The 24374-nt window shown below is 34.5% G+C and carries 22 protein-coding genes; 20 read left to right on the forward strand and 2 right to left on the reverse strand.

The window, feature by feature from the left end:
- Window positions 1-50 precede the first annotated feature (50 nt).
- From BCI01S_RS16400 to BCI01S_RS16410, 3 genes are read left to right on the forward strand one after another with little or no spacing between them, the layout of a single operon-like run.
- Window positions 51-2129, forward strand: a complete 2079-nt coding sequence (locus BCI01S_RS16400; protein ID WP_047944241.1) for a BglG family transcription antiterminator — start codon at window positions 51-53, stop codon at window positions 2127-2129.
- Between the two features lie 15 nt (window positions 2130-2144).
- The gene (locus BCI01S_RS16405; protein WP_047944240.1) at window positions 2145-2576 is read left to right on the forward strand and encodes a PTS mannitol transporter subunit IIA; all 432 of its coding nucleotides are present in this window, start codon (window positions 2145-2147) and stop codon (window positions 2574-2576) included.
- A gap of 4 nt (window positions 2577-2580) precedes the next feature.
- The gene (locus BCI01S_RS16410) at window positions 2581-3732 is read left to right on the forward strand and encodes a mannitol-1-phosphate 5-dehydrogenase (RefSeq protein ID WP_047944239.1); all 1152 of its coding nucleotides are present in this window, start codon (window positions 2581-2583) and stop codon (window positions 3730-3732) included.
- A 54-nt stretch (window positions 3733-3786) separates the two neighbouring features.
- Here the strand turns inward: BCI01S_RS16410 and yxzF are convergent, their stop codons facing one another.
- Complete coding sequence (gene yxzF, locus BCI01S_RS26475) at window positions 3787-3915, reverse strand: small protein YxzF (protein WP_488175332.1); 129 nt, start codon at window positions 3913-3915, stop codon at window positions 3787-3789.
- Between the two features lie 244 nt (window positions 3916-4159).
- Between yxzF and BCI01S_RS16415 the strand changes: the two genes are divergently transcribed.
- The 14 genes from BCI01S_RS16415 to BCI01S_RS16480 all read left to right on the forward strand — a co-directional run bounded on the left by BCI01S_RS16415 (window position 4160) and on the right by BCI01S_RS16480 (window position 21302).
- Window positions 4160-6259, forward strand: coding sequence for a PBP1A family penicillin-binding protein (locus BCI01S_RS16415; protein ID WP_047944238.1), 2100 nt, complete (start codon window positions 4160-4162; stop codon window positions 6257-6259).
- Between the two features lie 617 nt (window positions 6260-6876).
- On the forward strand, window positions 6877-7806 hold the full coding sequence (gene qoxA, locus BCI01S_RS16420) for a cytochrome aa3 quinol oxidase subunit II (protein WP_047944237.1): 930 nt from the start codon (window positions 6877-6879) through the stop codon (window positions 7804-7806).
- A complete protein-coding gene (qoxB, locus tag BCI01S_RS16425) occupies window positions 7796-9748 on the forward strand; it encodes a cytochrome aa3 quinol oxidase subunit I (RefSeq protein WP_061800080.1) in 1953 nt (650 codons plus the stop codon). The genes qoxA and qoxB overlap by 11 nt, the downstream gene beginning before the upstream one ends.
- Window positions 9748-10356 carry a cytochrome aa3 quinol oxidase subunit III gene (qoxC, locus tag BCI01S_RS16430; protein ID WP_047944235.1) on the forward strand — a complete coding sequence of 203 codons (609 nt, stop codon included), beginning with the start codon at window positions 9748-9750 and terminating at the stop codon, window positions 10354-10356. The genes qoxB and qoxC overlap by 1 nt, the downstream gene beginning before the upstream one ends.
- Window positions 10357-10362: 6 nt before the next feature.
- Window positions 10363-10668 carry a cytochrome aa3 quinol oxidase subunit IV gene (gene qoxD, locus BCI01S_RS16435; protein ID WP_047944233.1) on the forward strand — a complete coding sequence of 102 codons (306 nt, stop codon included), beginning with the start codon at window positions 10363-10365 and terminating at the stop codon, window positions 10666-10668.
- A gap of 233 nt (window positions 10669-10901) precedes the next feature.
- A complete protein-coding gene (locus tag BCI01S_RS16440) occupies window positions 10902-11858 on the forward strand; it encodes an ABC transporter permease (RefSeq protein WP_047944228.1) in 957 nt (318 codons plus the stop codon).
- Window positions 11848-12801, forward strand: coding sequence for an iron chelate uptake ABC transporter family permease subunit (locus BCI01S_RS16445; RefSeq protein WP_047944232.1), 954 nt, complete (start codon window positions 11848-11850; stop codon window positions 12799-12801). The genes BCI01S_RS16440 and BCI01S_RS16445 overlap by 11 nt, the downstream gene beginning before the upstream one ends.
- A complete protein-coding gene (locus BCI01S_RS16450) occupies window positions 12795-13553 on the forward strand; it encodes an iron ABC transporter ATP-binding protein (RefSeq protein ID WP_047944226.1) in 759 nt (252 codons plus the stop codon). The genes BCI01S_RS16445 and BCI01S_RS16450 overlap by 7 nt, the downstream gene beginning before the upstream one ends.
- A gap of 284 nt (window positions 13554-13837) precedes the next feature.
- Window positions 13838-14788 (forward strand): siderophore ABC transporter substrate-binding protein, encoded by a 951-nt coding sequence (locus BCI01S_RS16455; RefSeq protein WP_061800086.1) that lies wholly within the window; start codon window positions 13838-13840, stop codon window positions 14786-14788.
- 173 nt (window positions 14789-14961) lie between these two features.
- Window positions 14962-15954 (forward strand): Gfo/Idh/MocA family protein, encoded by a 993-nt coding sequence (locus BCI01S_RS16460; RefSeq protein WP_061800091.1) that lies wholly within the window; start codon window positions 14962-14964, stop codon window positions 15952-15954.
- A 32-nt stretch (window positions 15955-15986) separates the two neighbouring features.
- Window positions 15987-16868 carry an ROK family protein gene (locus BCI01S_RS16465; protein WP_047944223.1) on the forward strand — a complete coding sequence of 294 codons (882 nt, stop codon included), beginning with the start codon at window positions 15987-15989 and terminating at the stop codon, window positions 16866-16868.
- A 288-nt stretch (window positions 16869-17156) separates the two neighbouring features.
- Window positions 17157-18578: a sensor histidine kinase gene (locus BCI01S_RS16470; RefSeq protein ID WP_061800097.1), complete on the forward strand. Its 1422-nt coding sequence runs from the start codon at window positions 17157-17159 to the stop codon at window positions 18576-18578.
- Between the two features lie 195 nt (window positions 18579-18773).
- Window positions 18774-20213 carry a S1C family serine protease gene (locus BCI01S_RS16475; RefSeq protein ID WP_061800103.1) on the forward strand — a complete coding sequence of 480 codons (1440 nt, stop codon included), beginning with the start codon at window positions 18774-18776 and terminating at the stop codon, window positions 20211-20213.
- Between the two features lie 186 nt (window positions 20214-20399).
- Window positions 20400-21302, forward strand: coding sequence for a peptidylprolyl isomerase (locus BCI01S_RS16480; RefSeq protein ID WP_061800108.1), 903 nt, complete (start codon window positions 20400-20402; stop codon window positions 21300-21302).
- A 62-nt stretch (window positions 21303-21364) separates the two neighbouring features.
- Here BCI01S_RS16480 and def read toward each other — a convergent pair whose 3' ends face one another.
- Entirely contained in the window at window positions 21365-21946 is a 582-nt protein-coding gene (def, locus tag BCI01S_RS16485; RefSeq protein WP_061800113.1) for a peptide deformylase, read from the reverse strand.
- A gap of 211 nt (window positions 21947-22157) precedes the next feature.
- On the opposite strand from def, the gene BCI01S_RS16490 reads away from it, so the two are divergent.
- The 3 genes from BCI01S_RS16490 to BCI01S_RS16500 all read left to right on the forward strand — a co-directional run bounded on the left by BCI01S_RS16490 (window position 22158) and on the right by BCI01S_RS16500 (window position 24354).
- Window positions 22158-22871 carry a hypothetical protein gene (locus BCI01S_RS16490; protein ID WP_061800117.1) on the forward strand — a complete coding sequence of 238 codons (714 nt, stop codon included), beginning with the start codon at window positions 22158-22160 and terminating at the stop codon, window positions 22869-22871.
- Window positions 22872-23287: 416 nt separating this feature from the next.
- Window positions 23288-23539: a hypothetical protein gene (locus tag BCI01S_RS16495; protein WP_047944217.1), complete on the forward strand. Its 252-nt coding sequence runs from the start codon at window positions 23288-23290 to the stop codon at window positions 23537-23539.
- 272 nt (window positions 23540-23811) lie between these two features.
- Window positions 23812-24354: a helix-turn-helix domain-containing protein gene (locus BCI01S_RS16500; protein WP_047944216.1), complete on the forward strand. Its 543-nt coding sequence runs from the start codon at window positions 23812-23814 to the stop codon at window positions 24352-24354.
- The last annotated feature ends 20 nt before the right edge of the window (window positions 24355-24374 follow it).

The following is a 24374-nucleotide window of genomic DNA, read 5'->3' on the forward strand; positions in this document are numbered from 1 at the left end:
GTATAACAGTTTTATAATTAAATTATGTCAGGTGATTAAGGGGATAAGCTATGATTATTTCCGCTCGAGAAAGAATTATTTTACAGATACTATTAGAAAATATAGAGGAAGAAATGACGATTAAGGGAATTGCTGAACATGTAAATGTTAGTGAACGAACGATACATCGTGATTTAAAGAATGTCGAATCTATACTAAAAGATTTTCATCTTCAAATGAATAAAAAAGCTGGAGTCGGCGTGAAAATTGTAGGAAATCCTAATGATATTTATCAACTAAGGGTATCTATCTTAAAACAGGATTATATAGAATACACACCCGATGAACGGATAATCGTGGCTTTATGTACCTTATTAGATCATCAAGAACCGATTAAACTATTTTCTTTAGCAAAAGAACTAGGAGTAACAACTGCCACGGTAAGCAATGATTTGGATAAGCTGGAACCGATTATAGCAAAGTATGATTTGCAATTAATGAGAAAAAGAGGTTATGGTATTGAATTAGTTGGAACAGAGGAAGATAAGAGAAAAGCGATTCGCAGTCTTATATCCGACCGATTTGATGTCCCAGAGTTTCTTAAAATGGTGAAGGAAAACATTCAAAAAAAGTCTAGCAATAAAATCGACTCAATTTCCGAACGGCTTTTAGGATTGGTACAAAAAGAAAAATTGCTGCGTATTGAAAATATTATTGAAGATATCAACGAGCAATTACCTTATCCGCTGGCGGATAGTTCTTATGTTGGATTGGTCGTTCACATTGCTCTTGCTATGGAGAGAATCCAGCGAGGAGAAAATATTTCTTTTAAAGAAGATTATTTAGGGGAGCTGTCGCAAACAAAAGAATTTGATTTTGCGCGCCAAATCGTATCAAGACTAGAACGTACTTTTGATATTTCGATTCCTACAGAGGAAGTCGGTTATATTACGATGCATTTAAGGGGAGCAAAGGTACGTTATGACAATAAAGTCGGCATTGAAGATGAAAATGTTGAAGTAGCAATGCTAGTTAGGACATTAATTGCAAATGTCGAAAAATTACTGCATACAACATTGGCAGATGATTCTTTATTTCAAGGGTTATTAGCTCACCTTCAGCCTACATTATATCGTTTAGATCAGAAAATGAGTATTTCCAATCCCTTATTAGAAGATATTAAAGAGGATTATGCTGAGTTGTTTGAAGTGGTTCAGCAAGCTGTGGAAAAAACACTTGTTGACAGAGATGTACCAGAAGAAGAAATCGGCTATTTAGTTCTTCATTTTGGTTCTGCGTTAAATGATAGAAAAATAACAAAAAATATCAAGTTATTGATCATTTGTTCATCCGGAATTGGGACATCTAAAATGCTTGCAGCAAAAATTGTTAATCAAATTCCAAGCCTATCAGAAGTGAAAACAGCATCTGTATTCGAGTTAAAGAATATTTCCATCGATGATTATGATGCCATTCTTTCGACTATTCCATTAGAGGATATCTCTAGAGATTATTTATTAGTAAATCCGATTTTAAATGATAAGGATTTGGAAGAAGTAAAAACCTATCTTCAAAAGAATATCGGTCATGTAATAAGGGAAGAAAAGGGAATAGAAGTTCCTAAACAAAAATGTATTGATTTCCAGACCTTTCTCCTTTTTTCAGAGCAAGCCCAGCTATTATCCTCTATTTTAAAGGAGCTGGATATTTGGGATGAGAGAGCAAGTTTAAGTGCAAGCTTAAACAAGGGATTAAGGATATTGAAACAACAAGGTTCTATTTCAAGCGTGGAAGAAGTATTTGCTGCTTTAGAAGCACGGGCTGAAATAGGGGGACTTGCTATTCCGGAAACCAATTTAGCTCTTTATCACACAAGTAATAATCAAATTGAAAAACCATCTTTCAATATCATAGACTTGCCCGAGATGGTGAGTTTGAGGGCAATGAATGGTGCTAATGAAATGGTGAAGCGGGTATTACTTTTGCTTGCGCCGTTAGATGCAAATCAAAATGTAATGGAAGTATTAAGTTTTTTAAGTGCCTCTATTATTGAATCGGAAAGAAGTATTCATGTATTCAGTAACGGCAAGAAAGAAGAACTATTAAATTTTATTAGCAGCAGGTTTTTAAAACATCATTTGAGAAATTAATAGGAGGAATAAACAATGAGTATTTTAAAAAAAGAGAACATTATTTTAAACAGCAGTCTAGCAAGTAAAGAGGAAGCTATCAAAAAAGCAGGTCAAATTCTAGTGGAACAAGGCTATGTTTCAGAGGATTATGTCCCAGCTATGCTGCAAAGAGAAGAAATTTCATCAACTTATATGGGTAACTTCTTAGCTATTCCCCATGGTACAGATGAAGCAAAAACAGCAGTATTAAACTCTGGATTATCTGTTATTCAAGCACCAAACGGCGTAGACTTTGGAGATGGCAATATTGTTAAATTAATCATTGGAATTGCTGGGAAGGATGGCGAACATTTAGAGCTGTTATCACAAATTGCCATTGTATGTTCTGAAATGGAAAATGTCGAAAAATTAGTTGCTGCGAAATCAGAAGAGGAAATAATCCAAATTTTAAGCGAGGTAGAATAATACGATGAATGCTATTCATTTTGGAGCTGGAAATATAGGTAGAGGATTTATTGGTCTATTACTACATCAGTCAAATTATGCTATTACCTTTGTGGATGTAAACGAACAGATTATCGATGAAATTAATCGTGTTGGTCAATATCATGTTTTATTGGCAAATGAAGCGAAAGATCAATTCACAGTTAAGAATATTAAAGGAATTAATAGTAAAGTAAATCCAGAACAAGTGGTTGAACAATTTATCCATGCAGACATTGTGACTACAGCTATCGGACCTAATATTCTAAAGTTCATCGCGCCGCTAATTGCTGACGGAATTAAAGCACGAATGAAAAGTAATCAAACACCTGTTAATGTAATTGCTTGTGAAAATATGATTGGTGGTAGTAGTGCCCTTAAACAGTTTGTGTTAGAGCATTTAAATGAAGAGGAAGCAGCTTGGACAGAGGAATACGTTGGTTTCCCTGACTCAGCTGTAGATAGAATTGTGCCAAACCAGAAGAATGAAAACTTATTAGATGTTCTGGTAGAGCCTTTCCATGAGTGGGTTGTAGATGAAACGGCAATTAAAGGAGCGAAACCTGAAATTGCCGAGGCGCATTTCGTAAATAATTTACAGGCATATATTGAAAGAAAGTTATTTACTGTAAATACTGGTCATGCAGCAACAGCCTATTTAGGCAATAGAAAGAATTATGAAACCATTTCTGAAACAATTCAACATGAAGATGTGAAAGAAAAGGTGCTTCATGTTTTACAAGAAACGGGAAAAGTATTAGTAGCAAAATATGGTTTTAATGCAGCAGATCATCAAAAATATATCGACAAAATTTTAGGCCGCTTTGCGAATGTTTATATTGTAGACGATGTAAAACGAGTTGGTAGATCACCGCTTCGAAAATTGGGCGGGAATGATCGATTAGTTGCTCCAGCGCTAGCATACTATAATGAGTTTAAAGAAATTCCTTCTTATTTAGTAGAAGTAATGGCATCGGCTCTTCACTTTTATACAGCAGAAGATCAAGAGTCTGTTGAATTAAAGAACTTAATAGATGAAAAAGGAGTTCAAGCTGCTTTTAGTGAAGTTTCTGGTTTAAGCGAAGATCATGCTTTAGTGAAAGAAGTAGTGCTTACTTATAACAAAATAAATGCATAAATAAAAAATCCAATGAGGTTTCAAAGCCCATTGGATTTTTTATTTCTAGAGTAATTAGAAGCTCTTAGAGCGTGTTGCTAATGCTGAGGCTGCCTTTGACTGTTTGCGCTTGTCCCACATTTTTTTGGCGAAGGGATAAATGATAGGTCCCCACGTAATTAGTCGTCTGAACATTTTTTTCATTATCTCTCACATCCTTTTAGCCTTTACTTATTCTTTTCCCAAGAAATCAAATGGATAAACAATAACCCCTATTCTAGTTAAATTTGGTAATATTAGATAGAGATCCCTTCTTGTAATTTAGAAAAAAAGAGAATATAGTTTTCATAGATAGTTGCAACATATAAGAGAAAATAACCGTCTAATGATTAGAGAGAAAAACGGAAGAAGATTTATTCTATGAGTAAAAGTAAAGGATAGGTAATAGATGGATCGATTAAAACCATATTGGGAAGGGTTTCGACGTTTCTGGAAAAAGAGACATCTTACCCAAATTATACTGTTGGCTTTGTTATTATTTGTTTTATTAGCGATATTATATTTTACGTACCTAGCAACACAAGCAAATGTTAGTACATTAAAGGCTGGCTTAAGTCAGGCGACCATTATTTATGACAAAGATGGAGATGAAGCAACTCGAATAAGAACGGAAAGAACAGAAGGCATTGAATTAAAGGATGTCCCAAAATATGTTCCAGACGCAGTTGTTTCTATCGAAGATGAACGTTTCTATCAACATAATGGGTTTGATATTAAAGGGATCAGCCGTGCGTTTTTTAAGAATATTTTTGCAGGGAGAATTACTGGTGGAGGAAGTACGATTACCCAGCAATTAACAAAAAATGCTTTGTTAACTTCCGAACAGACCTATAAGCGGAAAGCAGAGGAACTATTCCTTGCTGTAGAAATAGAGAAGCATTATGAAAAAGATGAAATTCTACAAATGTATTTGAATCACGTTTATTTTGGCAGTGGTGCCTGGGGTATCAGCCAAGCATCCTTGAAATATTTTAATAAAGATATTAAGGATGTATCTATTAGTGAGGCTGCATTGCTAGCAGGAATAGTGCAAGCTCCATCTGCATTAGACCCTTATAAAAATTATGAGGGTGCGATTAATCGCCGCAACCTTGTTCTGAAGAAAATGGCAGAGTTAAAAAAAATTACAGAAGAGCAGTACCAGCAAGCAGTGAACGAAAAAATTGTATTAGAAAATGGGGGAGGATCTTTTATTGAAAGAGATTATCCCTACTTTGTAGATGCAGTGATCGATGAAGCAATCAGCAAGTATGGACTTACACAAGAAGAAATCTTAAAAAGAGGATATAAGATTTATACAGAAATGGATCAAAACCTTCAATCTACTTTAGAAAAAACTTTTGCAAGAGATTCCCTGTTTCCAAGAAGTTATGATGGAACACTAGTGCAAGGCGGAGCGGTTTTACTTGATCCGGAAACAGGGGGAGTAAGAGGATTAGTGGGAGGAAGAGGAGAGCAAGTTTTCAGAGGCTTTAATCGAGCTACTCAAATTAAAGTCCAGCCAGGATCTACGATGAAGCCACTTGCTGTTTATACACCTGCTTTAGAAAAAGGGTATAAAATTGACTCTATGCTTGAAGATAAGCCTTTCAAAAAGGGTGATTATGAACCGAAAAACTTCACGAAGACTTATAGAGGCGAAGTTCCGATGTATGAAGCATTAGAAGACTCTTTAAATGTGCCAGCAGTCTGGCTGCTAGATAAAATTGGTTTGGAAAATGGTCTTAAATCCCTTGATCGCTTCGGCATTCCTTATGAAAAAGAGGATGAATATCTAGGAATAGCTTTAGGCGGGATGTACAGTGGTGTTTCACCATTACAAATGGCGAGCGCTTATTCTACATTTCCTAATGAGGGAGTCCGAATGGAAAGTCATTTGATTACAAAAATTGTTGGACCGACAGGCAATGTTGTGGCTGAATATGAGCCAAAATCGACAAGAGTTACTTCCAAATCCGTGGCAAATGACATGACCTCCATGTTATTGGATGTTATTAAATCAGGAACTGGCCAAGGAGCAAAAATAACAGGATTTCAACTTGCCGGAAAAACAGGTTCCACTCAATTAAAGGATTCGAATATTCCTGGTACAAAGGATCAATGGTTTGTAGGGTATACCCCTAATTTAGTTGGGTCGATGTGGCTTGGATATGATAAAACAGATAACAATCATTATCTGCCAAGCAAAAGTTCTGGCGATGTAGTACCAATTTTCAAAACAATTATGGATCAAGCCGTACAATATGTAGAGCCAGAGAATTTTCAGGTTCAATCTGTAAGTGATAGACTTGCAAATAAGGATAGTAAAAATGTAAATAAAAAAGTAGAAGAAACGAAAAAGGCAATTAAAGAGAAAGCAGAAGAAATAGAAACAACTATAAAAGAGAATTCTTCCAAGTGGAGCCAAGTTGTAGACGAGATTAAAGAAGATGCGAAAAAGGTAAATGATAAGGTAAAAGGGAAATTACAAGAAATACTAGGAAATTAATCGTTTCAAAAGATAGAAGTAGATACTGATACTAGTGGCAGCTGCTATTAGTATCAGTATAAATTTCTATCTTTTTTTCATAAGCAGCAAGAAGGGAAGATTTGTTTCTTATAATTTTGTATAACTAGAGATAAATAATGGATAGAATTAGGAAAGAGTATGAGGTTTATTTATATCGAGCTTGTGATAAATATAACAGAATAAATAAAAGGGGGAATGTTCATTTACAGAAGGAAAAACACGAATAAAATGATGGAAAAAGCAACCAGTATAAATTATAATTGATGTAAGCGTTTTTAAAAGGAGATTTGAAGAAATGATCTAATTTGTAAAAATGTTTGTGACATAATTGTGGACGTGGATTTTAATAATGGTATCTGCTATAATAAAAAGGTTGATAAAATCTTGAATATAGGAAAACATAAGGATAGAAAATGTGAAAATTGGTAAAATTATACTTACGTTTTTTGTCACATATAATAGGTTCAAGATATGATATCATCATACAGGTAGTAATAATTCCTATTTTACCTCTGTAATATGAATGTTCTGTGTCTAAATATCGAACATTCTGTGAATAATTTAACATTTTAATTTATATGGAAGGAGCTGTACAAATGAAAAAGGGAGTTTTAGTTTCGCTTTTAGCAATTGTACCATTATTCATTTTAAGTGGCTGTGAATCCATGGTAGTATTTGACCCGCAAGGTCCTGTTGCTAGAAGTATTACGGACTTGATTAACTGGTCAATTGTATTAATGGCTTTTGTTTGTCTAGTAGTTTTTGCACTATTTGGCTACATAGTTTGGAAGTATCGTGCAACCAAAGAAAATGCTGACTATGAACCAGATGAACATGGAAGCACAAAGCTTGAAATTGTTTGGACTGTAATACCGTTCTTAATAATCATTGCATTAACGGTTCCAACTGTAAAAACAATCTTTGCTTTAGAAGATGTTCCAAAAGATTATAAAGATCGTGATCCAGTAGTGATTAACGTTACTTCTGCAGATTGGAAATGGATTTTTAGTTATCCAGAAGAGGGGATTGAAACAGTTAATTATGTAAATATCCCTGCTGGTGTACCTGTTGAGTTTAAATTAACTTCTGCTGGTACAATGCAATCATTTTGGATTCCTGCTTTAGCTGGTCAAAAGTATACAATGTATGGTGCTGAAACAGAACTTTATGTGGTAGCAGATAACCCAGGTAACTATGAAGGACAAAATACAAGCTTTAACGGTAAAGGTTATGCGGAGATGAAGTTTGATGTCGAAGCAAAATCTGTTGAGGATTATGATAAATGGGTAGATGAAGTAAAAGACACTGCTCCTAAGTTAACAGAGGAGAAATACAGAGAAATTATCAAGCCTACACATTTAGGGCGTATGACTTTCTCTAATACACATTTAGAGTGGATTGACCACGGTAAAGGTGGAGACTCAAACTATTATTTAAACCCTGAGTTATATCGAGTTCATGGATATCCAGGTAGAACTTTTGAAAAGAATCAAGAGTCTGACGGAGGTGAAAAGGATGCACATTAAGTGGGATGACATTGTTATTACTGGTGATCCCCTAATATTGTCTGCTCAAATAGGTATTATTCTAACCATGCTTGCTGTAGTAGTTGGTGTTACTTATTTTAAGAAGTGGCAATATTTATGGGATGAATGGATAACAACGGTTGATCACAAAAAAATCGGTATCATGTATATTATTGTTGCCGTATTAATGTTCTTCCGTGGTGGAGTAGACGGTTTGATGATGAAATATCAAACATCAGCTCCTGAAATGAAATTTTTAGATCCACAGCATTATAATGAAGTATTTACAACGCATGGTGTTATCATGATTCTTTTTATGGCGATGCCAGCATTGATTGGATTAATGAACGTAGTTATTCCATTGCAAATTGGTGCACGTGATGTTGCGTTCCCCCAATTGAATGCATTAAGCTTCTGGTTAACATTCAGTGGAGCAATGCTATTCAATATTTCTTTCGTAATTGGTGGTTCTCCTGATGCAGGATGGACATCCTATTTCCCTCTAGCGGGGAAAGAATTTACACCAGGAGTTGGAAACAACTTCTATGCAATTGGACTGCAAATCGCAGGTATTGGTACGTTAATGACAGGTATTAACTTTATTGTGACAATCCTGAAAATGCGTGCTAAAGGGATGACCTTAATGAAAATGCCAATGTTTACTTGGACTTCATTAATTACAAACGTAATTATTGTGTTTGCATTCCCTATTTTAACTGTTGCATTAGCATTAATGACATTTGACCGTTTATTCGGAACTCATTTCTTCACGATTTCTGGTGGAGGAAATGCGATGTTATGGAATAACCTATTCTGGTTATGGGGACATCCAGAGGTATATATTGTTATCTTGCCTGCATTTGGAATGTTCTCTGAAGTTATTGCTACATTCTCGAAAAAACGCCTATATGGTTATAATTCAATGATTATCTCTATTGTCGGTATTGCATTATTGAGTTTCCTTGTGTGGGTTCACCATTTCTATACAATGGGATCTGGACCAGTTGTAAACTCTGTATTCTCAATCACAACTATGTTAATCGCAGTTCCAACTGGGGTTAAGATTTTCAACTGGTTGTTTACTATGAGAAAAGGACGTATCCAATTTACAACGGCAATGCTATGGGCGCTTGCATTTATTCCGACCTTTACTATTGGTGGGGTAACGGGAGTTATGCTGGCAATGGCTGCAGCAGACTATCAATATCATAATACATTATTCTTAGTAGCTCATTTCCACTATGTATTAATACCAGGTGTTGTATATGCAGTATTTGCTGGTTTCTATTACTGGTGGCCAAAAATGTTTGGTTATGCATTAAACGAACGTTTAGGAAAATGGCATTTCTGGTTGTTTAATATTGGTTTTAATGTAACCTTTATGCCAATGTTCTTCTTAGGCTTAAAAGGAGCAGTAAGACGTTCTTATACTTTCTCAGCGGAATCTGGATTTGCGCCATTGTTCATGTTATCAGCAATCGGATCTCTTATTCTTGCTGCTGGATTTGCCGTACTAGTTTATAACATCTACTATAGTACTCGTTATGCAGATAGAAAGATTTCTACAGATCCATGGGATGCAAGAACACTAGAATGGCATACAGCTTCACCAGTTCAGCCATATAACTTTGCAAGTACTCCAGAAGTAAAAGCATTAGATGCGTTCTGGTATATGAAGAAAAATAATGAAGGCTTAGTATTAAAAGAAGAAGAACTAGAGGAAATACACATGCCAAGCAATTCTGGGCTTCCATTCTATATGTGTGTTGTATTTGGTATCGTCGGTTTCTTCCTAATATTTGAATGGTTTATTCCAGCTGCAATTTGTAGCTTAGGTATTTTTGTTGGCTTAATCATTCGTTCCTTTGATTATAACGAAGGTTATCATATTAAACTGGATGTTATTAAGAAAACGGAACGTGCATGGAGAGGTGAGAAATAATGGCAAAAGTCGATAAGTCCTTACCACTAGAATATCAAACAGAGCAAAGTCGTTTAAATATTCTAGGCTTCTGGATTTTCCTTGGTGCGGAGGTTGTATTATTCGCTACCTTATTTGCAGCCTATGGATCTTTAAAGGATAACTTTGCAGGCGGACCTACTCCAGCTGAATTATTTAAATTAAAAGATGTAATGATTGAAACACTTTTACTATTAACAAGTAGTTTCACTTGTGGGATCGCTATCTGGTATATGCGTCGCCAAAATTTAAAAGGATTATTAACATGGTTAATTATCACTTTAGCATTGGGTGCAGGCTTCGTCTTTGTGGAAGTAAATGAATTTATTCATTATGTACATGAAGGAGCGACAATGCAGACAAGTGCCTTCCTTTCTTCGTTCTTTGTATTGCTAGGAACACACGGATTGCACGTATCCTTAGGTATAGGCTGGGCGATATTGATTATTATTCAATTGCTTAAACATGGCTTAACACCAACAACTGCTCGTAAGACATTTATTATAAGTTTATACTGGCATTTCTTAGACGTTGTGTGGATTTTCATCTTCACATTCGTTTATCTTGCTAGAATGAAAATGGGAGGGTAATAAAAGATGGCAAAAAATCATGAAAATGAAAAATTTCCAATTAGTCATATTGCAGGTTTTATTGTTTCTTTATTACTTACCTTCGCAGCTGTAGGGGCTAAGTTATATACAGATCTTCCAATGGTTACTGTAATGTGGATTATCGGGGCATTAGCTGTGATTCAGGCAATTCTTCAACTGTTTATGTTTATGCATCTTACAGAAGGAGAAGGGCAAGTACAGACTATTAATATCATTTATGCTTTCTTCTGCGCAATTGTCGTTGCCGGTGGAACAATTTGGGTAATGACGTCAGGACACGTACATTACTAATAAAGTTAGAAAAAAGCCTCCCTTTGGGGGCTTTTTTTGTATATAAAAGACTAAATAACTAGGTAATAGGGATTATTATTTTTGAAATGTTGTGATAATTACATTTGGCCTTTTAAAAAGCATTGACGGGCTAGAAAAAGATGATAAAATAAAGAAAGAATCTAAATGATAATGAAAATCATTTGCGATGAAGTTGGGAGTGAGGGAAACGAGTAATATTACTCATTGGCACTATGAAAATTAGACACTTAACTATAATGTTAATAGTTTTATCTATCATCTCCCTATTTGTAGGAGTAATTGATATTCATCCACAAAATATTTTTCATTTAACAGCAGATCAGAGAGAAATTCTCCTGATTAGCAGATTTCCTCGCTTAGTCAGTATTATTATAGCTGGTGTTAGTCTAAGTATTTGTGGACTTATCATGCAGCAGATATCGAGAAATAAATTTGTTTCTCCTACAACTGCTGGAACAATGGACTGGGCGAGACTTGGGATTTTAGTAGCTTTAATGCTTTTTACAGGCGAGAGCCCGATTATTAAAATGTTAATCGCTTTTGTATTCGCACTTGGAGGAACCTTTTTGTTTATGCGAATACTTAATATGATTAAATTTAAAGACGCTATCTTTATTCCATTAATCGGTTTAATGCTAGGGAATATTGTTAGCTCGATTACCACTTTTTTTGCCATGAAATATGATTTGATTCAAAATATGTCTTCATGGTTACAAGGAGATTTTTCTTTAATCATGGAAGGACGTTATGAACTTCTTTACATAAGTATTCCGATGGTTATTGTTGCATACTTATATGCCAATAAATTCACAATTGCTGGACTAGGTGAGGATTTTTCTACTAATCTTGGTCTCAATCACAAAAGAGTAGTGAATATAGGGTTAATTATCGTAGCGTTAGTCTCTTCTGTTGTATTGCTGACAGTAGGAATGATTCCTTTTCTAGGTCTAATTATTCCCAATATTGTTTCGTTATACAGAGGAGATAATCTGAAAAATAGCTTAACCCATACAGCATTATTAGGAGCAGTCTTTGTATTATTCTGTGATATTCTTGGCAGAGTGATTATTTATCCGTATGAGATATCGATCGGTGTGATGGTGGGTGTCATTGGAAGTGGAGTATTCTTGTATTTACTAGTAAGGAGAAAGTCTTATGATGCAACCTAGAGTAAAACTAATAATACTAGCTATAGTGGCAGCATTATTAATTTCCATATTTATGCTAATAAAGGTTAGCGGTAATAACTGGGAATATGTGATTCCACGTAGAGCCATAAAAATTATCGCGATTCTTTTAACAGGCGGCTGTATCGCCTTTACTTCGATGGTATTTCAGACGATTACAAATAATCGTATTTTAACACCGAGTATTTTAGGACTAGACTCCCTTTATCTCTTCATTCAAACTGTAGTGGTTTTCGTTTTTGGTTCAAGTACAATGACTGTGATGAATAGCAATATTAATTTTTTGTTATCCGTCGTTTTAATGGTTTTTTTCTCAAGTATTCTTTATAAGCTATTCTTTAGGAGAGATAATCAAAACATATTATTACTGCTGTTGATTGGAATTGTATTAGGAAGCTTTTTCTCTAGTCTCTCTTCCTTTATGCAGGTGTTAATTGATCCAAATGAGTTCCTTATTATCCAAGATAAAATGTTTGCAAGTTTTAATAATGTAAACACCAATATTTTAATAATCAGTATTATTATTGTTACTATTGTGTCTGTCTATGTTACGAGATATAGTAAATTCTTTGATGTCATGTCATTAGGAAGAGACCAGGCCATTAATTTAGGAATTGATTATGAGAAAGTAGTACGCCGTATGCTAATTGTGGTGTCGATCCTAGTGTCGGTTTCCACTGCCTTAGTGGGACCCATCACCTTTCTTGGATTATTGGTTGTTAATTTAGCTCGTGAGTTTTTAAAAACATATAAACACCGAACTTTAATTACTGGATCTATCTTATTGAGTATTATTTCTTTAGTTGGTGGGTTACTGATTGTAGAACGTGTATTTACTTTTTCAACGACAATCAGTGTGATAATTAACTTTGTAGGTGGAGTGTATTTTATCTATCTATTACTAAAGGAGAGAAAAGCATGGTAGAAGTAAAGAATATTACCAAACAATATGGGGGCAAAAAAGTGCTCGATAATGTTTCTCTTTCAGTAGAGAAAGGGAAAATCACTTCTTTTATTGGACCAAATGGAGCAGGGAAAAGTACATTGCTTTCAGTAATAAGTCGCTTAACGAAAGCAGACAGTGGAGATGTCTATATTGATGGACAGCATATCGATAAATCGAAGAGTAATGATCTTGCCAAGAAAATTTCTATTTTAAAACAGGCAAACCATATAAACCTCCGCTTAACTGTAAGAGAACTAGTCAGCTTTGGCCGATTCCCATATTCGCAAGGAAAATTAAATGCCCTTGATGAGAAAATGGTAGACGAAGCTATTAAATATATGGAATTAGAAGATATGCAGCATAAATACATAGATCAACTAAGTGGAGGACAAAAGCAAAGAGCCTATATTGCGATGGTAATTGCTCAAGATACAGAATATATCCTATTGGATGAGCCATTAAATAATTTAGATATGAAGCATTCTGTCCAAATAATGAAGGTTCTAAGAAGATTAGTAGAAGAGCTGGGGAAAACAGTAGTAATCGTAATCCATGATATCAATTTTGCCTCAGTTTATTCCGATAATATCGTAGCATTAAAGAATGGCAAAATCATAAACGATGGACCAGCAAAAAAAATCATTAATCAAAAAGTATTAAAAGATATTTATGAAATGGATATGCAAATTGAAGAAATAAATAATCAAAGAATATGTGTTTATTTCGCATAAAAAATGAACATTGATTATGGATAAATGATTGATTCATTGTAGAAAGAAGCTAATGGTGGAAGAAAAATAGAAAGGAGGCAGTGTAATTATGGCTGACTTAAAAATAAGTCCCTTCGCCAGAAGAAAACCATAATAACACTACCATTAGATATTAGCAAAATCCTAAATCATTCTAGGAAAATGAGGAAGGAAAAAGGCTAATAATACCTTATCATAGGGTATTCTGTCTTTAAATGCAATGCATTCAATTTAGTTTATAAATTAAATTTAGAGGTGTTTATAAGATGAAGAAAAAGCTTTCCCTATTATTATTAACATTCATTTTTGCAGTATTAGCTGCATGTGGAAATACAGAAAAATCGAATGCTGATACAAAGAAAGGTAGCGAGAAATCGGCAGAAATTAAAGTAACCCATGATTTAGGAGAAGATACAGTTAAAGCAGACCCTAAAACAGTTGTTGCTTTTGATTTTGGTGTTTTAGATACTTTAGATAAATTGGGAATAGAAGTAGCCGGGGTTCCACAGGCGAATATTCCACCATATCTTTCTAAATATGAAGATTCAAAATATACAAATGTAGGTAGTTTAAAAGAGCCAGATTTCGAGGCAATTAGTGAATTAGAACCGGATGTAATCTTTATTTCTGGAAGACAGTCGGCTGCATATGAAGAATTGAAAAAAATTGCCCCAACTGTATATCTTGGAGTTGATACAACAGATTATATGAATTCCTTTAAGCATAATATGAATATTATTGGAGAGATTTTTGATAAGAAACAAGAGGTTACCAAAGAATTAGCAAAAATAGATGAAGATATTGCTGCACTTAACGAAAAGGCAAAAGCAGTAGATGGTAAATCCTTAATCTTATTGGTGAATGATGGTAGCATAAGTGCGTACGGGAAAAACTCTCGTTTCGGCATTATTCATGATGTTTTTGGGCTGGCGCCGGCAGATGAAAATATTGAAGCTTCTACACATGGACAAAAGGTTACTTTTGAATATGTAGCAGAAAAAAATCCAGCCTATTTATTTGTTATTGATAGAGGAGCAGTTGTTGGAGGGGAGTCTTCTGCTGAGAAGGTCCTTGATAACAAACTTATAAATGGAATTGATGCAGCTAAAAATGATCATATTGTTTATTTAGACCCAAGCTATTGGTATCTATCAGGGGGCGGTCTTCTGTCAACAAGTGAGATGGTTAAAGAAATTTCAGAAGCCATTTCCAAATAACGCTGGGTAAAGAGTCCAACGAGTAAAAACTACTTGTTGGACTTTTTAATAGTAAATAAAATAATAGATCATTTTCAAAAGATAAAAATTCTAGTAGATAGTTGCTTTTTTTAGGAGTTCCCTCCAAAATAAAAGGGAAGAAGGGAATATTCATCGAATGAGGAGGTCTTTGGATGACGATTAAATTTGGAGTTATCGGAACCAATTGGATTACAGAATCTTTTATAAAGGCAGCTGGTGAAATAGAAGATTTTCAATTAAATGCCGTATACTCACGAACAGCGGATAAAGCGAAAGCGTTTGCTGCTAAATTTAATGTTGAACATACATATACTAATTTAGAAGAAATGGCAAAGAGCGACAAAATAGATGCTGTATATATTGCAAGTCCTAACGCTTATCATGCTCAACAGGCAATCCTATTTTTGAAAAATAAAAAGCATGTTTTAACAGAAAAAGCGATGGCTTCTAATACAGCAGAAGTGAAAGAAATGATTACTGCGGCCAAGGAAAATGAAGTTCTTTTAATGGAGGCACTAAAAACAACATTTCTTCCTAATTTTAAAGTTGTTCAAGAAAATTTACATAAACTTGGGAAAATTAGACGTGCATTTGTAAGTTATTGTCAGTATTCTTCGCGGTATGATGCTTATAAAGAAGGAACAGTATTAAATGCTTTTAAGCCAGAGCTGTCAAATGGAGCATTAATGGATATTGGGGTTTATTGTCTCTATCCTATGGTACTTCTTTTTGGAAAACCAGAGAAAGTTAAGGCAAATAGTTTCTTATTGGAAACAGGTGTTGACGGCGAAGGAAGCATTATTCTAGAGTATCCAGATATGGATATCATTCTCATGTATTCGAAAATAACCAACTCTCATATTCCGTCTGAAATCCAAGGAGAAGATGGCAATTTAATAATCAATCAAATGAATACTCCTACAAAAGTAGAGTTTATACCACGGAATGGAGAAGGGGAGAATCTTACCCTTCCTCAAAAGGAAGCTTCGATGTTTTATGAGGCACAGGAATTTATGGAATTGATTAAGGCAGGAAAAACCGAATCCTCTATTAACTCTTTTAATATTTCTTTAGCGGTAATGGAAGTGATGGATGAGGTAAGAAGACAAACGGGAATAGTTTTTCCGGCTGATACAAAACAGTAAGCATATAAAACTATTATAAGGAGAGAGAAACCATGTCACTATACGGCGCTATTGAAGCTGGTGGAACAAAATTTGTCTGTGCAGTAGGGGATGCAAAAGGAAATATCCAAGAAAGAATATCCATTCCAACAACAACACCGGAAGAAACGATGCCAGAGGTTATTGCTTTCTTTAAAAAGTTTTCCGTTGACGCAATTGGAATTGGCTCGTTTGGTCCTATTGATGTGGATAAAAACAATGCCACATATGGAAATATAACAACGACACCAAAGCTTGCATGGAAGGACTTTCCATTGCTAAAAACAATAGAAGATGAATTTTCTGTTCCAACTGGTTTTAATACAGATGTAAATGTTGCCGCACTAGGAGAAGCAAAGCTAGGTGCTGCTAAAGGTGTGGATAATTGTTTATATATAACGATTGGTACAGGGATTGGCGCTGGAGCTTATATTAATGGGGAATTGCTGCAAGGATTAACACACCCAGAGATGGGTCATATTTTAGTAAGAAGGCATCCCAAAGATAGCTATAAAGGCAGATGCCCATACCATGCAGATTGCTTAGAAGGATTAGCAGCTGGGCCGGCAATTGAAGAACGCTGGGGCGAGAAAGCATTTCACTTAAGTGATAAAGAGGAAGTATGGGAAATGGAAGGCTATTACATTGCACAAGCCCTTATGCAATATATTCTTATTCTATCTCCCAAAAAGATTATCCTTGGCGGCGGGGTTATGAATCAGGAGCATGTGTTAACATATGTTTATCGCTATTTGGGAGAGCTTTTAAATGGCTATGTTTCCTACCCTGAAGTGCAGGATAAAATGAATGAATATATTGTTAGACCAGGTTTAGGAGATAATGCTGGAATTACAGGTGGACTTCTCCTTGCAGAAAAAGTTTTTCACGAAAGATAAGTCAATAATGGAGGCCATTTAAAGGAGAATATCTTTTAAATGGCCTTTTTATGTTTTTAGCTTTCCTGATGGAGATTTTATTCGCGAAAATATGTGACTTATTCGCTAAAAATCATTAATAATTCGCGGAAAACTTCTCGTAATTCGCGAAAATCCACAATATTGTCCAAAGCCAAGAAAATATTTAAAAAAGTAAATAGAGTGTGTTGGCATATCCACATTTCTGCCTAAATAAATATGATATGATTAATTTAACCATTTATAAATTTGATGAAACGGTGGTAATACATGAGAATTAAATACATCTATCAGCAGCTAATTAGTCACTTAAGCGTTATTCTCGTAGCCCTATTAGTATTAAGTCTTGTTTTTTCACATTATATTGAGAAATTGGTTTTCTCTATGAAGGCAGATGAACTAAAGGGATACGGATATAATATAGTCCAAGACGTTCAAGGAGCGGATTTATGGTCCGCAGCAACTTATTCTACCTTATTACGATATTCGGAAGAGCTAAAGGGCACTGGGATAACGATTGGCATCTTCAATACACAAAGAAATCGTATTTGGTCTTTTGGAAAGGATTTGGATATCAATATTACTCATGCAGAGTGGGATGAAATAAAGGATGGTCGCAGTACAGTCATTAAACCTAGTACAAAAAGAGGAGACCAAGAGGTAGCTTTAGTTGCAATTCCGTATTCTGTTAATGATGTAGTTGTGGGAGGAATCATCTTAACGTCACCTCTTTTAGAAGCAAAAGAAATGATTCAGGAAATTAATCGCTATTTAATTTATATTCTTTTTCTAGTGTTTGCGATTGCCTTATTGATGAGCTTTATTTTTTCAAGAGTACATGTTAATCGAATAAAAAAACTTCAGGAAGCTACAAGCCATGTTGCAGAAGGAGATTATAGCGTGAAAGTTTCCTCTTCTACATTTGATGAGATTGGAGAATTAGGGGAAGATTTTAATCAGATGGTAGATAAATTAAGAGAGTCGAAGGAAGCAATTGATGCACTAGAAAATCGGAGACGGCAATTTATGTCAGATGTTTCTCATGAATTAAAGCCCCCGTTAACAACGATTAGCGGTGTCATAGAAGGATTAAACAATAATATGATACCAGAAAATGAGCGGGAGAAAGGTCTGAAATTAATTAGCCATGAGGCAAAAAGACTTATCCGATTAGTAAATGAGAATCTTGATTATGATAAAATACGTTCCAACCAAATTGTACTGATGAAAGAGTTTATTTCCCTCCAAGAAGTATTAGAAATAATTGATGACCAGCTGTCTATTTTAGCAGAGGAGAAAGGGGTTAAAATCCACATTGATGTGGATAGTGATGCTGTGATTTATGCTGATTATGATCGGCTTATCCAGATCATTATGAACATCACGAAAAACAGCATACAGTTTACCGAGAACGGAAATATATGGTTAAGAGGACGAACTGAAGCAAGCAAAACAATCATAGAGGTAAAAGATACTGGAATTGGTATAGATGCACACGAAATAGAAAACATTTGGAAAAGGTTTTATAAAGCGGATCTCTCTAGAACCAATAACCCTTACGGCGAATTTGGACTTGGTTTATCTATTGTTAAGCAATTAGTTCAGTTCCATGAAGGGAATATTCAAGTGTCGAGCGAAAAAGGGAAAGGCACTACCTTTACTCTTTTCTTCCCTCTTCCAGAAGAAAAGTAACAGAGCTTTCATGCCTTGTATAAAATAGGTTGAGGGAATAAAATGTTCTAAAATTCTTCTATGTCTTTTCAAACTTTGTTCATAATTTATTCATATATGATGGTTACTATGTATGTATAAACAAATTATTAGAAATGAAAAGAAAAGTAATGAACTGAAATATATGTTGATACTTGTTAATAGGAGGAACAAATAATGAGTGATTTGGAAAAAAGAAATGAATGGGAGAAAGATCGCCCTGAGGCTGCAGATACAAACCTTGGGGGAGAAGAAATATTAGAAGAGAAGGAAGAACGAACAGTTTCAGAAGATCCTGTAGTGAAAGAAGAAATAAACAAGCCTGAAGAAGCGGAATATGCTGCTGGAAAAGAAGAGCAAGTTCATCTTGAAAAAGAAGAAGAACAAGCAGAAGCCAGTTCGGAAAGAACACAATATAATACTCGAAAAGATGCTTCAAAAACAAAAGGTTTCCTTTCTTTGTTGGCAGCAGGTGTTGTCGGTTCTGCGTTAACTTTTTTTACGATTCCCCATACAGACCTTTATAATGATTCCTATGATAAGCTCGAAAAGCAGGTCGCAGAGCTATCTAATAAAGTGGAAGGTAAACAGACGGGATCAATTACTGCCAATACAACATCGAATACAAAAACTAGTGATGGTACATTAGCTATTGCGGATATGGTGGAGTCATCTTCTAAAGCAATTGTAGGGATTGTAAACATGCAAAAGCAATCAAATCCATTTTCTCAGAATTCCAGTGATGTAGAATCTGGTTCTGGATCTGGTATTATCTTTAAGAAAGATAATCAATATGCATATATAGTGACAAATAACCACGTAATCGAAGGAGCAAATGCATTAGAAATCTCCCTTTATAACGGGGATAAAACGGAGGCTAAGCTAATTGGGGCAGATGCCTTAACTGATTTAGCGGTAGTAAGAATTGATGCTAAATATGCTTCTGATATTATCAATTTTGGCGATTCTTCTACATTGAGACCTGGCGATCAAGTATGGGCTATTGGGAATCCACTTGGGCAACAGCTGTCTCGAACAGTCACACAAGGTATAGTAAGTGCTGTAGATCGAAGCATTACAGTAAATACATCTGCCGGTGATTGGGAATTTAATGTTATTCAAACCGATGCAGCTATTAATCCTGGTAACAGTGGTGGAGCATTAATCAACTCAAAAGGAGAGGTAATTGGCATAAACAGTTTGAAAATCGCTGATAGTGGTGTTGAAGGACTAGGCTTTGCGATTCCAAGTAATGACTTAATTCCAATAGTTAATGAGATAATTGAGAAGGGAAAAGTAGAACGTCCATATCTTGGAGTAGGATTAGCAAGCTTAGAAGAAGTTCCTCGTATGTATTTGCAAGACCTGCCAAATAAAGTTTCAGAAGGAGTAATGATTACTAATATTGATGCTAATTCTGCCGCTGCTAAAGCTGGTTTGAAAGTTCAGGATGTTATTGTAGCCATCGATGGCAAAAAAGTAGCTAATTCAACAGATTTACGAAAATATCTATATTCAGAAGTGAAAATTGGCGATAAAGTAAAACTAGAAATTTATAGAGATGGCAAATCTCAAAAAGTGGAATTAACGTTAACAAGTAATAATACGATAAATTAATCGACAAGTTTCATGTGAAACATACGAAATTTGTCGAAAAAATTCCATCTTATTTCGTAATAGGATGGAATTTTTTTAAATCTGTTAATAATTTCGTCATAATTATATGATAATATAGTGTAAGAGTTATAATAGGGGTATGCCCGTTATATCCAAAATTTTGTGCAGAGAGGATTTTAGCTTAATATGAAAAATAAGAAGGTTCTTATTCCTATTCTAGCGGTAGTACTAGTAGCGTTAATAATAGGAGCGGTTTATCTAACACAACGAAGTAAAACAGTCGCAACGGTGGAAAACGAAAAGATTACACAAGAGCAACTAAATAAAGAGCTAAACAAACAATATGGCGCAACTGTATTAAATATGATGATCTCTAATAAAGTAGTAGATCTTGAAGCTGATAAAGCGAAAGTGAAAGTAACGGATAAAGACGTCCAAGCAGAATTGGACAAGATGATTAAACAGTACGGTGGGCAAGAAACCTTTAATATGTTGTTAGCTCAAAATGGGATGACAGAAGATTTATTTAAAGAACAAGTGGAACAAAATCTAAAAGTAACAAAAATTCTTGAGCCGTCTATCGAAATCACAGATGATGAGATTAAAACATACTTTGAAGATAATAAAGCAAGTTTTGGCACTCCAGAGCAAGTGGAGGCAAGTCATATCTTAGTAGAAGATGAAAAAACTGCAAAAGAAGTGAAGAAGAAGTTAGACGACGGGGAAGACTTTGCTAAATTAGCTAAAGAATATTCTACTGACACACAAACAAAAGATAAAGGTGGAGAATTAGGCTACTTTACTACAGGAAAAATGGTTGAAGCCTTTGACAAAGCGGCGTTCTCAATGAAAGTAGATGAAATTAGCGACCCAGTTAAAACAGATTTTGGATACCATATTATTAAAGTAACTGGTAAAAAAGAAGCAAAAGAAGCAACATTAGAAGATTCAAAAGCGAAAATTAAAGAAGCTTTATTAGCACAAAAGGTACAAGAAAAAGCTGGTACTTGGTTAAATGAGGCTACTGCAAAATATAAAATTGATAATAAGTTAGAAAAAGATCAAAAAGATCAAAAAGATAAAAAGTAAATAAAAAAAGCGGATAGCAAATGCTATCTGCTTTTTTATATTCAGAATGAAGAAATAAAAAGTTAATATAAAGGAGTAATATCCACATTGGCAGGCAGCTCAAATGGATTTTTACTATTGATATGATCATAAAATAGTATTCCGTTTAAGTGATCTATTTCATGTTGAAAGACGATTGCTTCATAATCCTTTAATTTAATTTTTACTTCTTCGCCATGTATATTGTATGCTCGAACCGTTATCCTACGATAGCGTGGAACATAGCCAACAATGGATCGATCAATAGAAAGACAGCCTTCACTCTCGGGAATATAGGTCATGGCAGTAGAATGACTAATGATCTTAGGGTTGATTAACATATATTCCAATGCTTCACCGTTTTCTTGCCTCATATAACTCGCAAACATTCGTTTATTTAAGCCAATTTGGTTTGCCGATAATCCTACCCCTGCTCGTAGTTGGTATTTTTTTGACAAGATTGGATCCTGACTATTTTTCAAATATTTCAGCATGCATTGCAGCTCTTCTTTATCCTCTTCAGTAGGAGGAATAGATACTTCCTTTGTTTTTTCACGAAGGATAGGATCGCCTTCTCTCACAATATCCTCCATGGTTATAATATATTCCTTTGTAAATTTACTCATCTAATAAACTCATCTCCAGCAAATATGGTATATATGTAAAATAGCAGAAGGAGCTTTAGATGTCTAATGGTTAAGCATAAATCCTTAATTAGATAAGAAAATGGATTACAAAAAAGCAAATATTTTTAGGAAAATCTTACATATAAAACAAAGAAGAGGAAAGGCTATGAAGGTATAAATTTTACCTATTTAAATGGAAAGGAAGAGTTAGATGAAAAAAATAATGTTGCTGTTGATGCTAACTACTATAGCATTAACCAGCTTTAGTTCTTTAGCAAGTGCAACTCCATCTCCAGAGAAAAGAGAGATAACCCAAGAAGATAAACAGTTTCTAATAGAAATGGCAAGAAGTCTGGGAATAAAGACAGAAGGTAAAGACACAGCTGCGATTAAAAAAGAAATTCATGACGTATTAATAAAGAAGGAAGCACAAAAATTAGGAATAAAAACAGAGGGGAAAGATTTACAGCAAATAGCGATGGAAGTACATACTGCCCATCTTAAAGAGGAAGCAAAGTCGCTAGGAATCAGTACAGAGGGGAAAGATGCCAAAACATTAATGAAAGAAGTGTTTGAGGCGAAAATCTCGAAACAGGCAAAAGAACTGGGAATAGATACAAAAGGAAAAACAATGCAGCAGCTAGGTAAAGAAGTGCAAGAAAAAATGATTATGACTGAAGCAAAAAAGCTTAATATTCAAACGGAAGGAAAAGATTTTAAGCAAATCGCCGATGAGATAAGAGATACACAAATTATTAAGAAAGCGAAAGAGTTGGGGATTGAGACAGAAAAGAAACAGCCAAAAGAGTTATTAAAAGAAATGATGATTAAACATCCAGAAGAAGTGAAAAAGTTAAAATTGTTTCCCTCGTATGGGGAACATTTCATGTTTAAAAAGCACTATAAATTAAACAGAGAACATTAAATATTACCTAAAAAAACACTTGAATAATTCAAGTGTTTTTTCTTTATCTCCTATTTTGTTCATTATTTTGAACAAAATAGGAGATTGGTATATTCGAAATAGGGGAAAAGAGTCAAAAACAGCATTTACCAATAGGGGATTGATTACCAAAAAAATAGGAAAGAGGAAGAGGTGTTCAATATATTGAAATAAACCTTTTGCCCTATTAACAATTGGGATTTTGAAACGTATTATCTATTTTTTAAAAAAATAGCATAAAAGCCTGTAATTTTTATAAAGGATTAGTATGCTTAACTTAGCAGACTTAGACAGTATATATGGTTTATGGAAAATTTAGACGAAAAAGAATAGTTATGTAAGGGAAAAGAAATCTGTTAATAGCTGCAGTAAAATGGGAGCAATAGGAGGAATAAAGATTGAAGCAATATTCCAAACTACGAATTACGGAAAAAGATGAAAATATTTATAACGCACTGTGTGATTTGTATAAGGAAAAAGGGGGAAAGGTAGGGATTGGCCCTACAGAGATTGGAATAAGAGTTGGTAGAGATTCCTATGATGCTTCAGCATATTGCAATGCATCTTTAAAAAAGCTGATTCATTTTAAAAAAATTGAAAAAATAGATAACGGAAAGTATATACCACTAGCGACAGGGAAAGAAGAGTAATAAAAGGTCGCAGTTGCCTCATAAAAAATGTTGTAGAGCGGTGTTTTGTTTACAAACACTACAAGCTTTAAAACATTATGTTATGGGGCATTTTTGCTTTATAGAAATAATTTATATGAATGCTATTGGAAAATAGTTCACAGAGCGAAAAAGGGATTGAAAGTTAAAGAAATTAATGTATAATAACTGGGTATAACTAAACTTTAAGTTTAGTTATACAAAACTTTTGTGCCTTCAAGTTTACTATTTCTAAACAAAAAGTAGGTTGAATCATGGAAATTGGAAAAAAAATAAAGAATTTACGGTTGAAAAAAGGGTTAACACAAGAAGAATTAGGAGAAAGAACCGATTTAAGCAAGGGATATATATCTCAGCTAGAGAGAGACTTAAGTTCTCCTTCCATTGAGACATTCTTTGATATTTTAGAAGTGTTGGGATGTTCACCGAAAGAATTCTTCGACGATGAAGAGCGAAAGCAGAAGGTTGTTTATACAGAGGAAGATATAACAGATTTTCTTGATGAAGAGAAAGGGTATCGGATTCAATGGCTAGTTCCTGAATCAAATGAAAAAGAAATGGAACCAATACGGCTATTCTTTTCTAAAAATGGAGAATTTAAAAAATTTGAACCTTCTTTATCAGAAACATTTGCATACGTAGTAGAAGGGGAAATTCTGTTGAAATTAGGCAGACAAGAGTATCGGGCTAAAAAAGGGGAATCTATTTACTATCATGCTACAGAGGAACATCAATTAATAAATCTAGCAGATGATGTTACGGAATTAATTCTTGTAGTCACAGATTCTTATTTATAGGAAGAATTCATAAACAATAA

It is taken from the genome of Niallia circulans NBRC 13626, assembly GCF_001591585.1.
Lineage (GTDB): Bacteria > Bacillota > Bacilli > Bacillales > Cytobacillaceae > Niallia > Niallia circulans.

Excerpts from the sequence above, each read along its gene's own strand:
- BCI01S_RS16400 (WP_047944241.1), top strand. The coding sequence starts at position 51 with ATGATTATTTCCGCTCGAGAAAGAATTATTTTACAGATACTATTAGAA.
- BCI01S_RS16405 (WP_047944240.1), top strand. The coding sequence starts at position 2,145 with ATGAGTATTTTAAAAAAAGAGAACATTATTTTAAACAGCAGTCTAGCA.
- BCI01S_RS16410 (WP_047944239.1), top strand. The coding sequence starts at position 2,581 with ATGAATGCTATTCATTTTGGAGCTGGAAATATAGGTAGAGGATTTATT.
- yxzF (WP_488175332.1), bottom strand. The coding sequence starts at position 3,915 with ATGAAAAAAATGTTCAGACGACTAATTACGTGGGGACCTATCATTTAT.
- BCI01S_RS16415 (WP_047944238.1), top strand. The coding sequence starts at position 4,160 with ATGGATCGATTAAAACCATATTGGGAAGGGTTTCGACGTTTCTGGAAA.
- qoxA (WP_047944237.1), top strand. The coding sequence starts at position 6,877 with ATGAAAAAGGGAGTTTTAGTTTCGCTTTTAGCAATTGTACCATTATTC.
- qoxB (WP_061800080.1), top strand. The coding sequence starts at position 7,796 with ATGCACATTAAGTGGGATGACATTGTTATTACTGGTGATCCCCTAATA.
- qoxC (WP_047944235.1), top strand. The coding sequence starts at position 9,748 with ATGGCAAAAGTCGATAAGTCCTTACCACTAGAATATCAAACAGAGCAA.
- qoxD (WP_047944233.1), top strand. The coding sequence starts at position 10,363 with ATGGCAAAAAATCATGAAAATGAAAAATTTCCAATTAGTCATATTGCA.
- BCI01S_RS16440 (WP_047944228.1), top strand. The coding sequence starts at position 10,902 with ATGAAAATTAGACACTTAACTATAATGTTAATAGTTTTATCTATCATC.
- BCI01S_RS16445 (WP_047944232.1), top strand. The coding sequence starts at position 11,848 with ATGCAACCTAGAGTAAAACTAATAATACTAGCTATAGTGGCAGCATTA.
- BCI01S_RS16450 (WP_047944226.1), top strand. The coding sequence starts at position 12,795 with ATGGTAGAAGTAAAGAATATTACCAAACAATATGGGGGCAAAAAAGTG.
- BCI01S_RS16455 (WP_061800086.1), top strand. The coding sequence starts at position 13,838 with ATGAAGAAAAAGCTTTCCCTATTATTATTAACATTCATTTTTGCAGTA.
- BCI01S_RS16460 (WP_061800091.1), top strand. The coding sequence starts at position 14,962 with ATGACGATTAAATTTGGAGTTATCGGAACCAATTGGATTACAGAATCT.
- BCI01S_RS16465 (WP_047944223.1), top strand. The coding sequence starts at position 15,987 with ATGTCACTATACGGCGCTATTGAAGCTGGTGGAACAAAATTTGTCTGT.
- BCI01S_RS16470 (WP_061800097.1), top strand. The coding sequence starts at position 17,157 with ATGAGAATTAAATACATCTATCAGCAGCTAATTAGTCACTTAAGCGTT.
- BCI01S_RS16475 (WP_061800103.1), top strand. The coding sequence starts at position 18,774 with ATGAGTGATTTGGAAAAAAGAAATGAATGGGAGAAAGATCGCCCTGAG.
- BCI01S_RS16480 (WP_061800108.1), top strand. The coding sequence starts at position 20,400 with ATGAAAAATAAGAAGGTTCTTATTCCTATTCTAGCGGTAGTACTAGTA.
- def (WP_061800113.1), bottom strand. The coding sequence starts at position 21,946 with ATGAGTAAATTTACAAAGGAATATATTATAACCATGGAGGATATTGTG.
- BCI01S_RS16490 (WP_061800117.1), top strand. The coding sequence starts at position 22,158 with ATGAAAAAAATAATGTTGCTGTTGATGCTAACTACTATAGCATTAACC.
- BCI01S_RS16500 (WP_047944216.1), top strand. The coding sequence starts at position 23,812 with ATGGAAATTGGAAAAAAAATAAAGAATTTACGGTTGAAAAAAGGGTTA.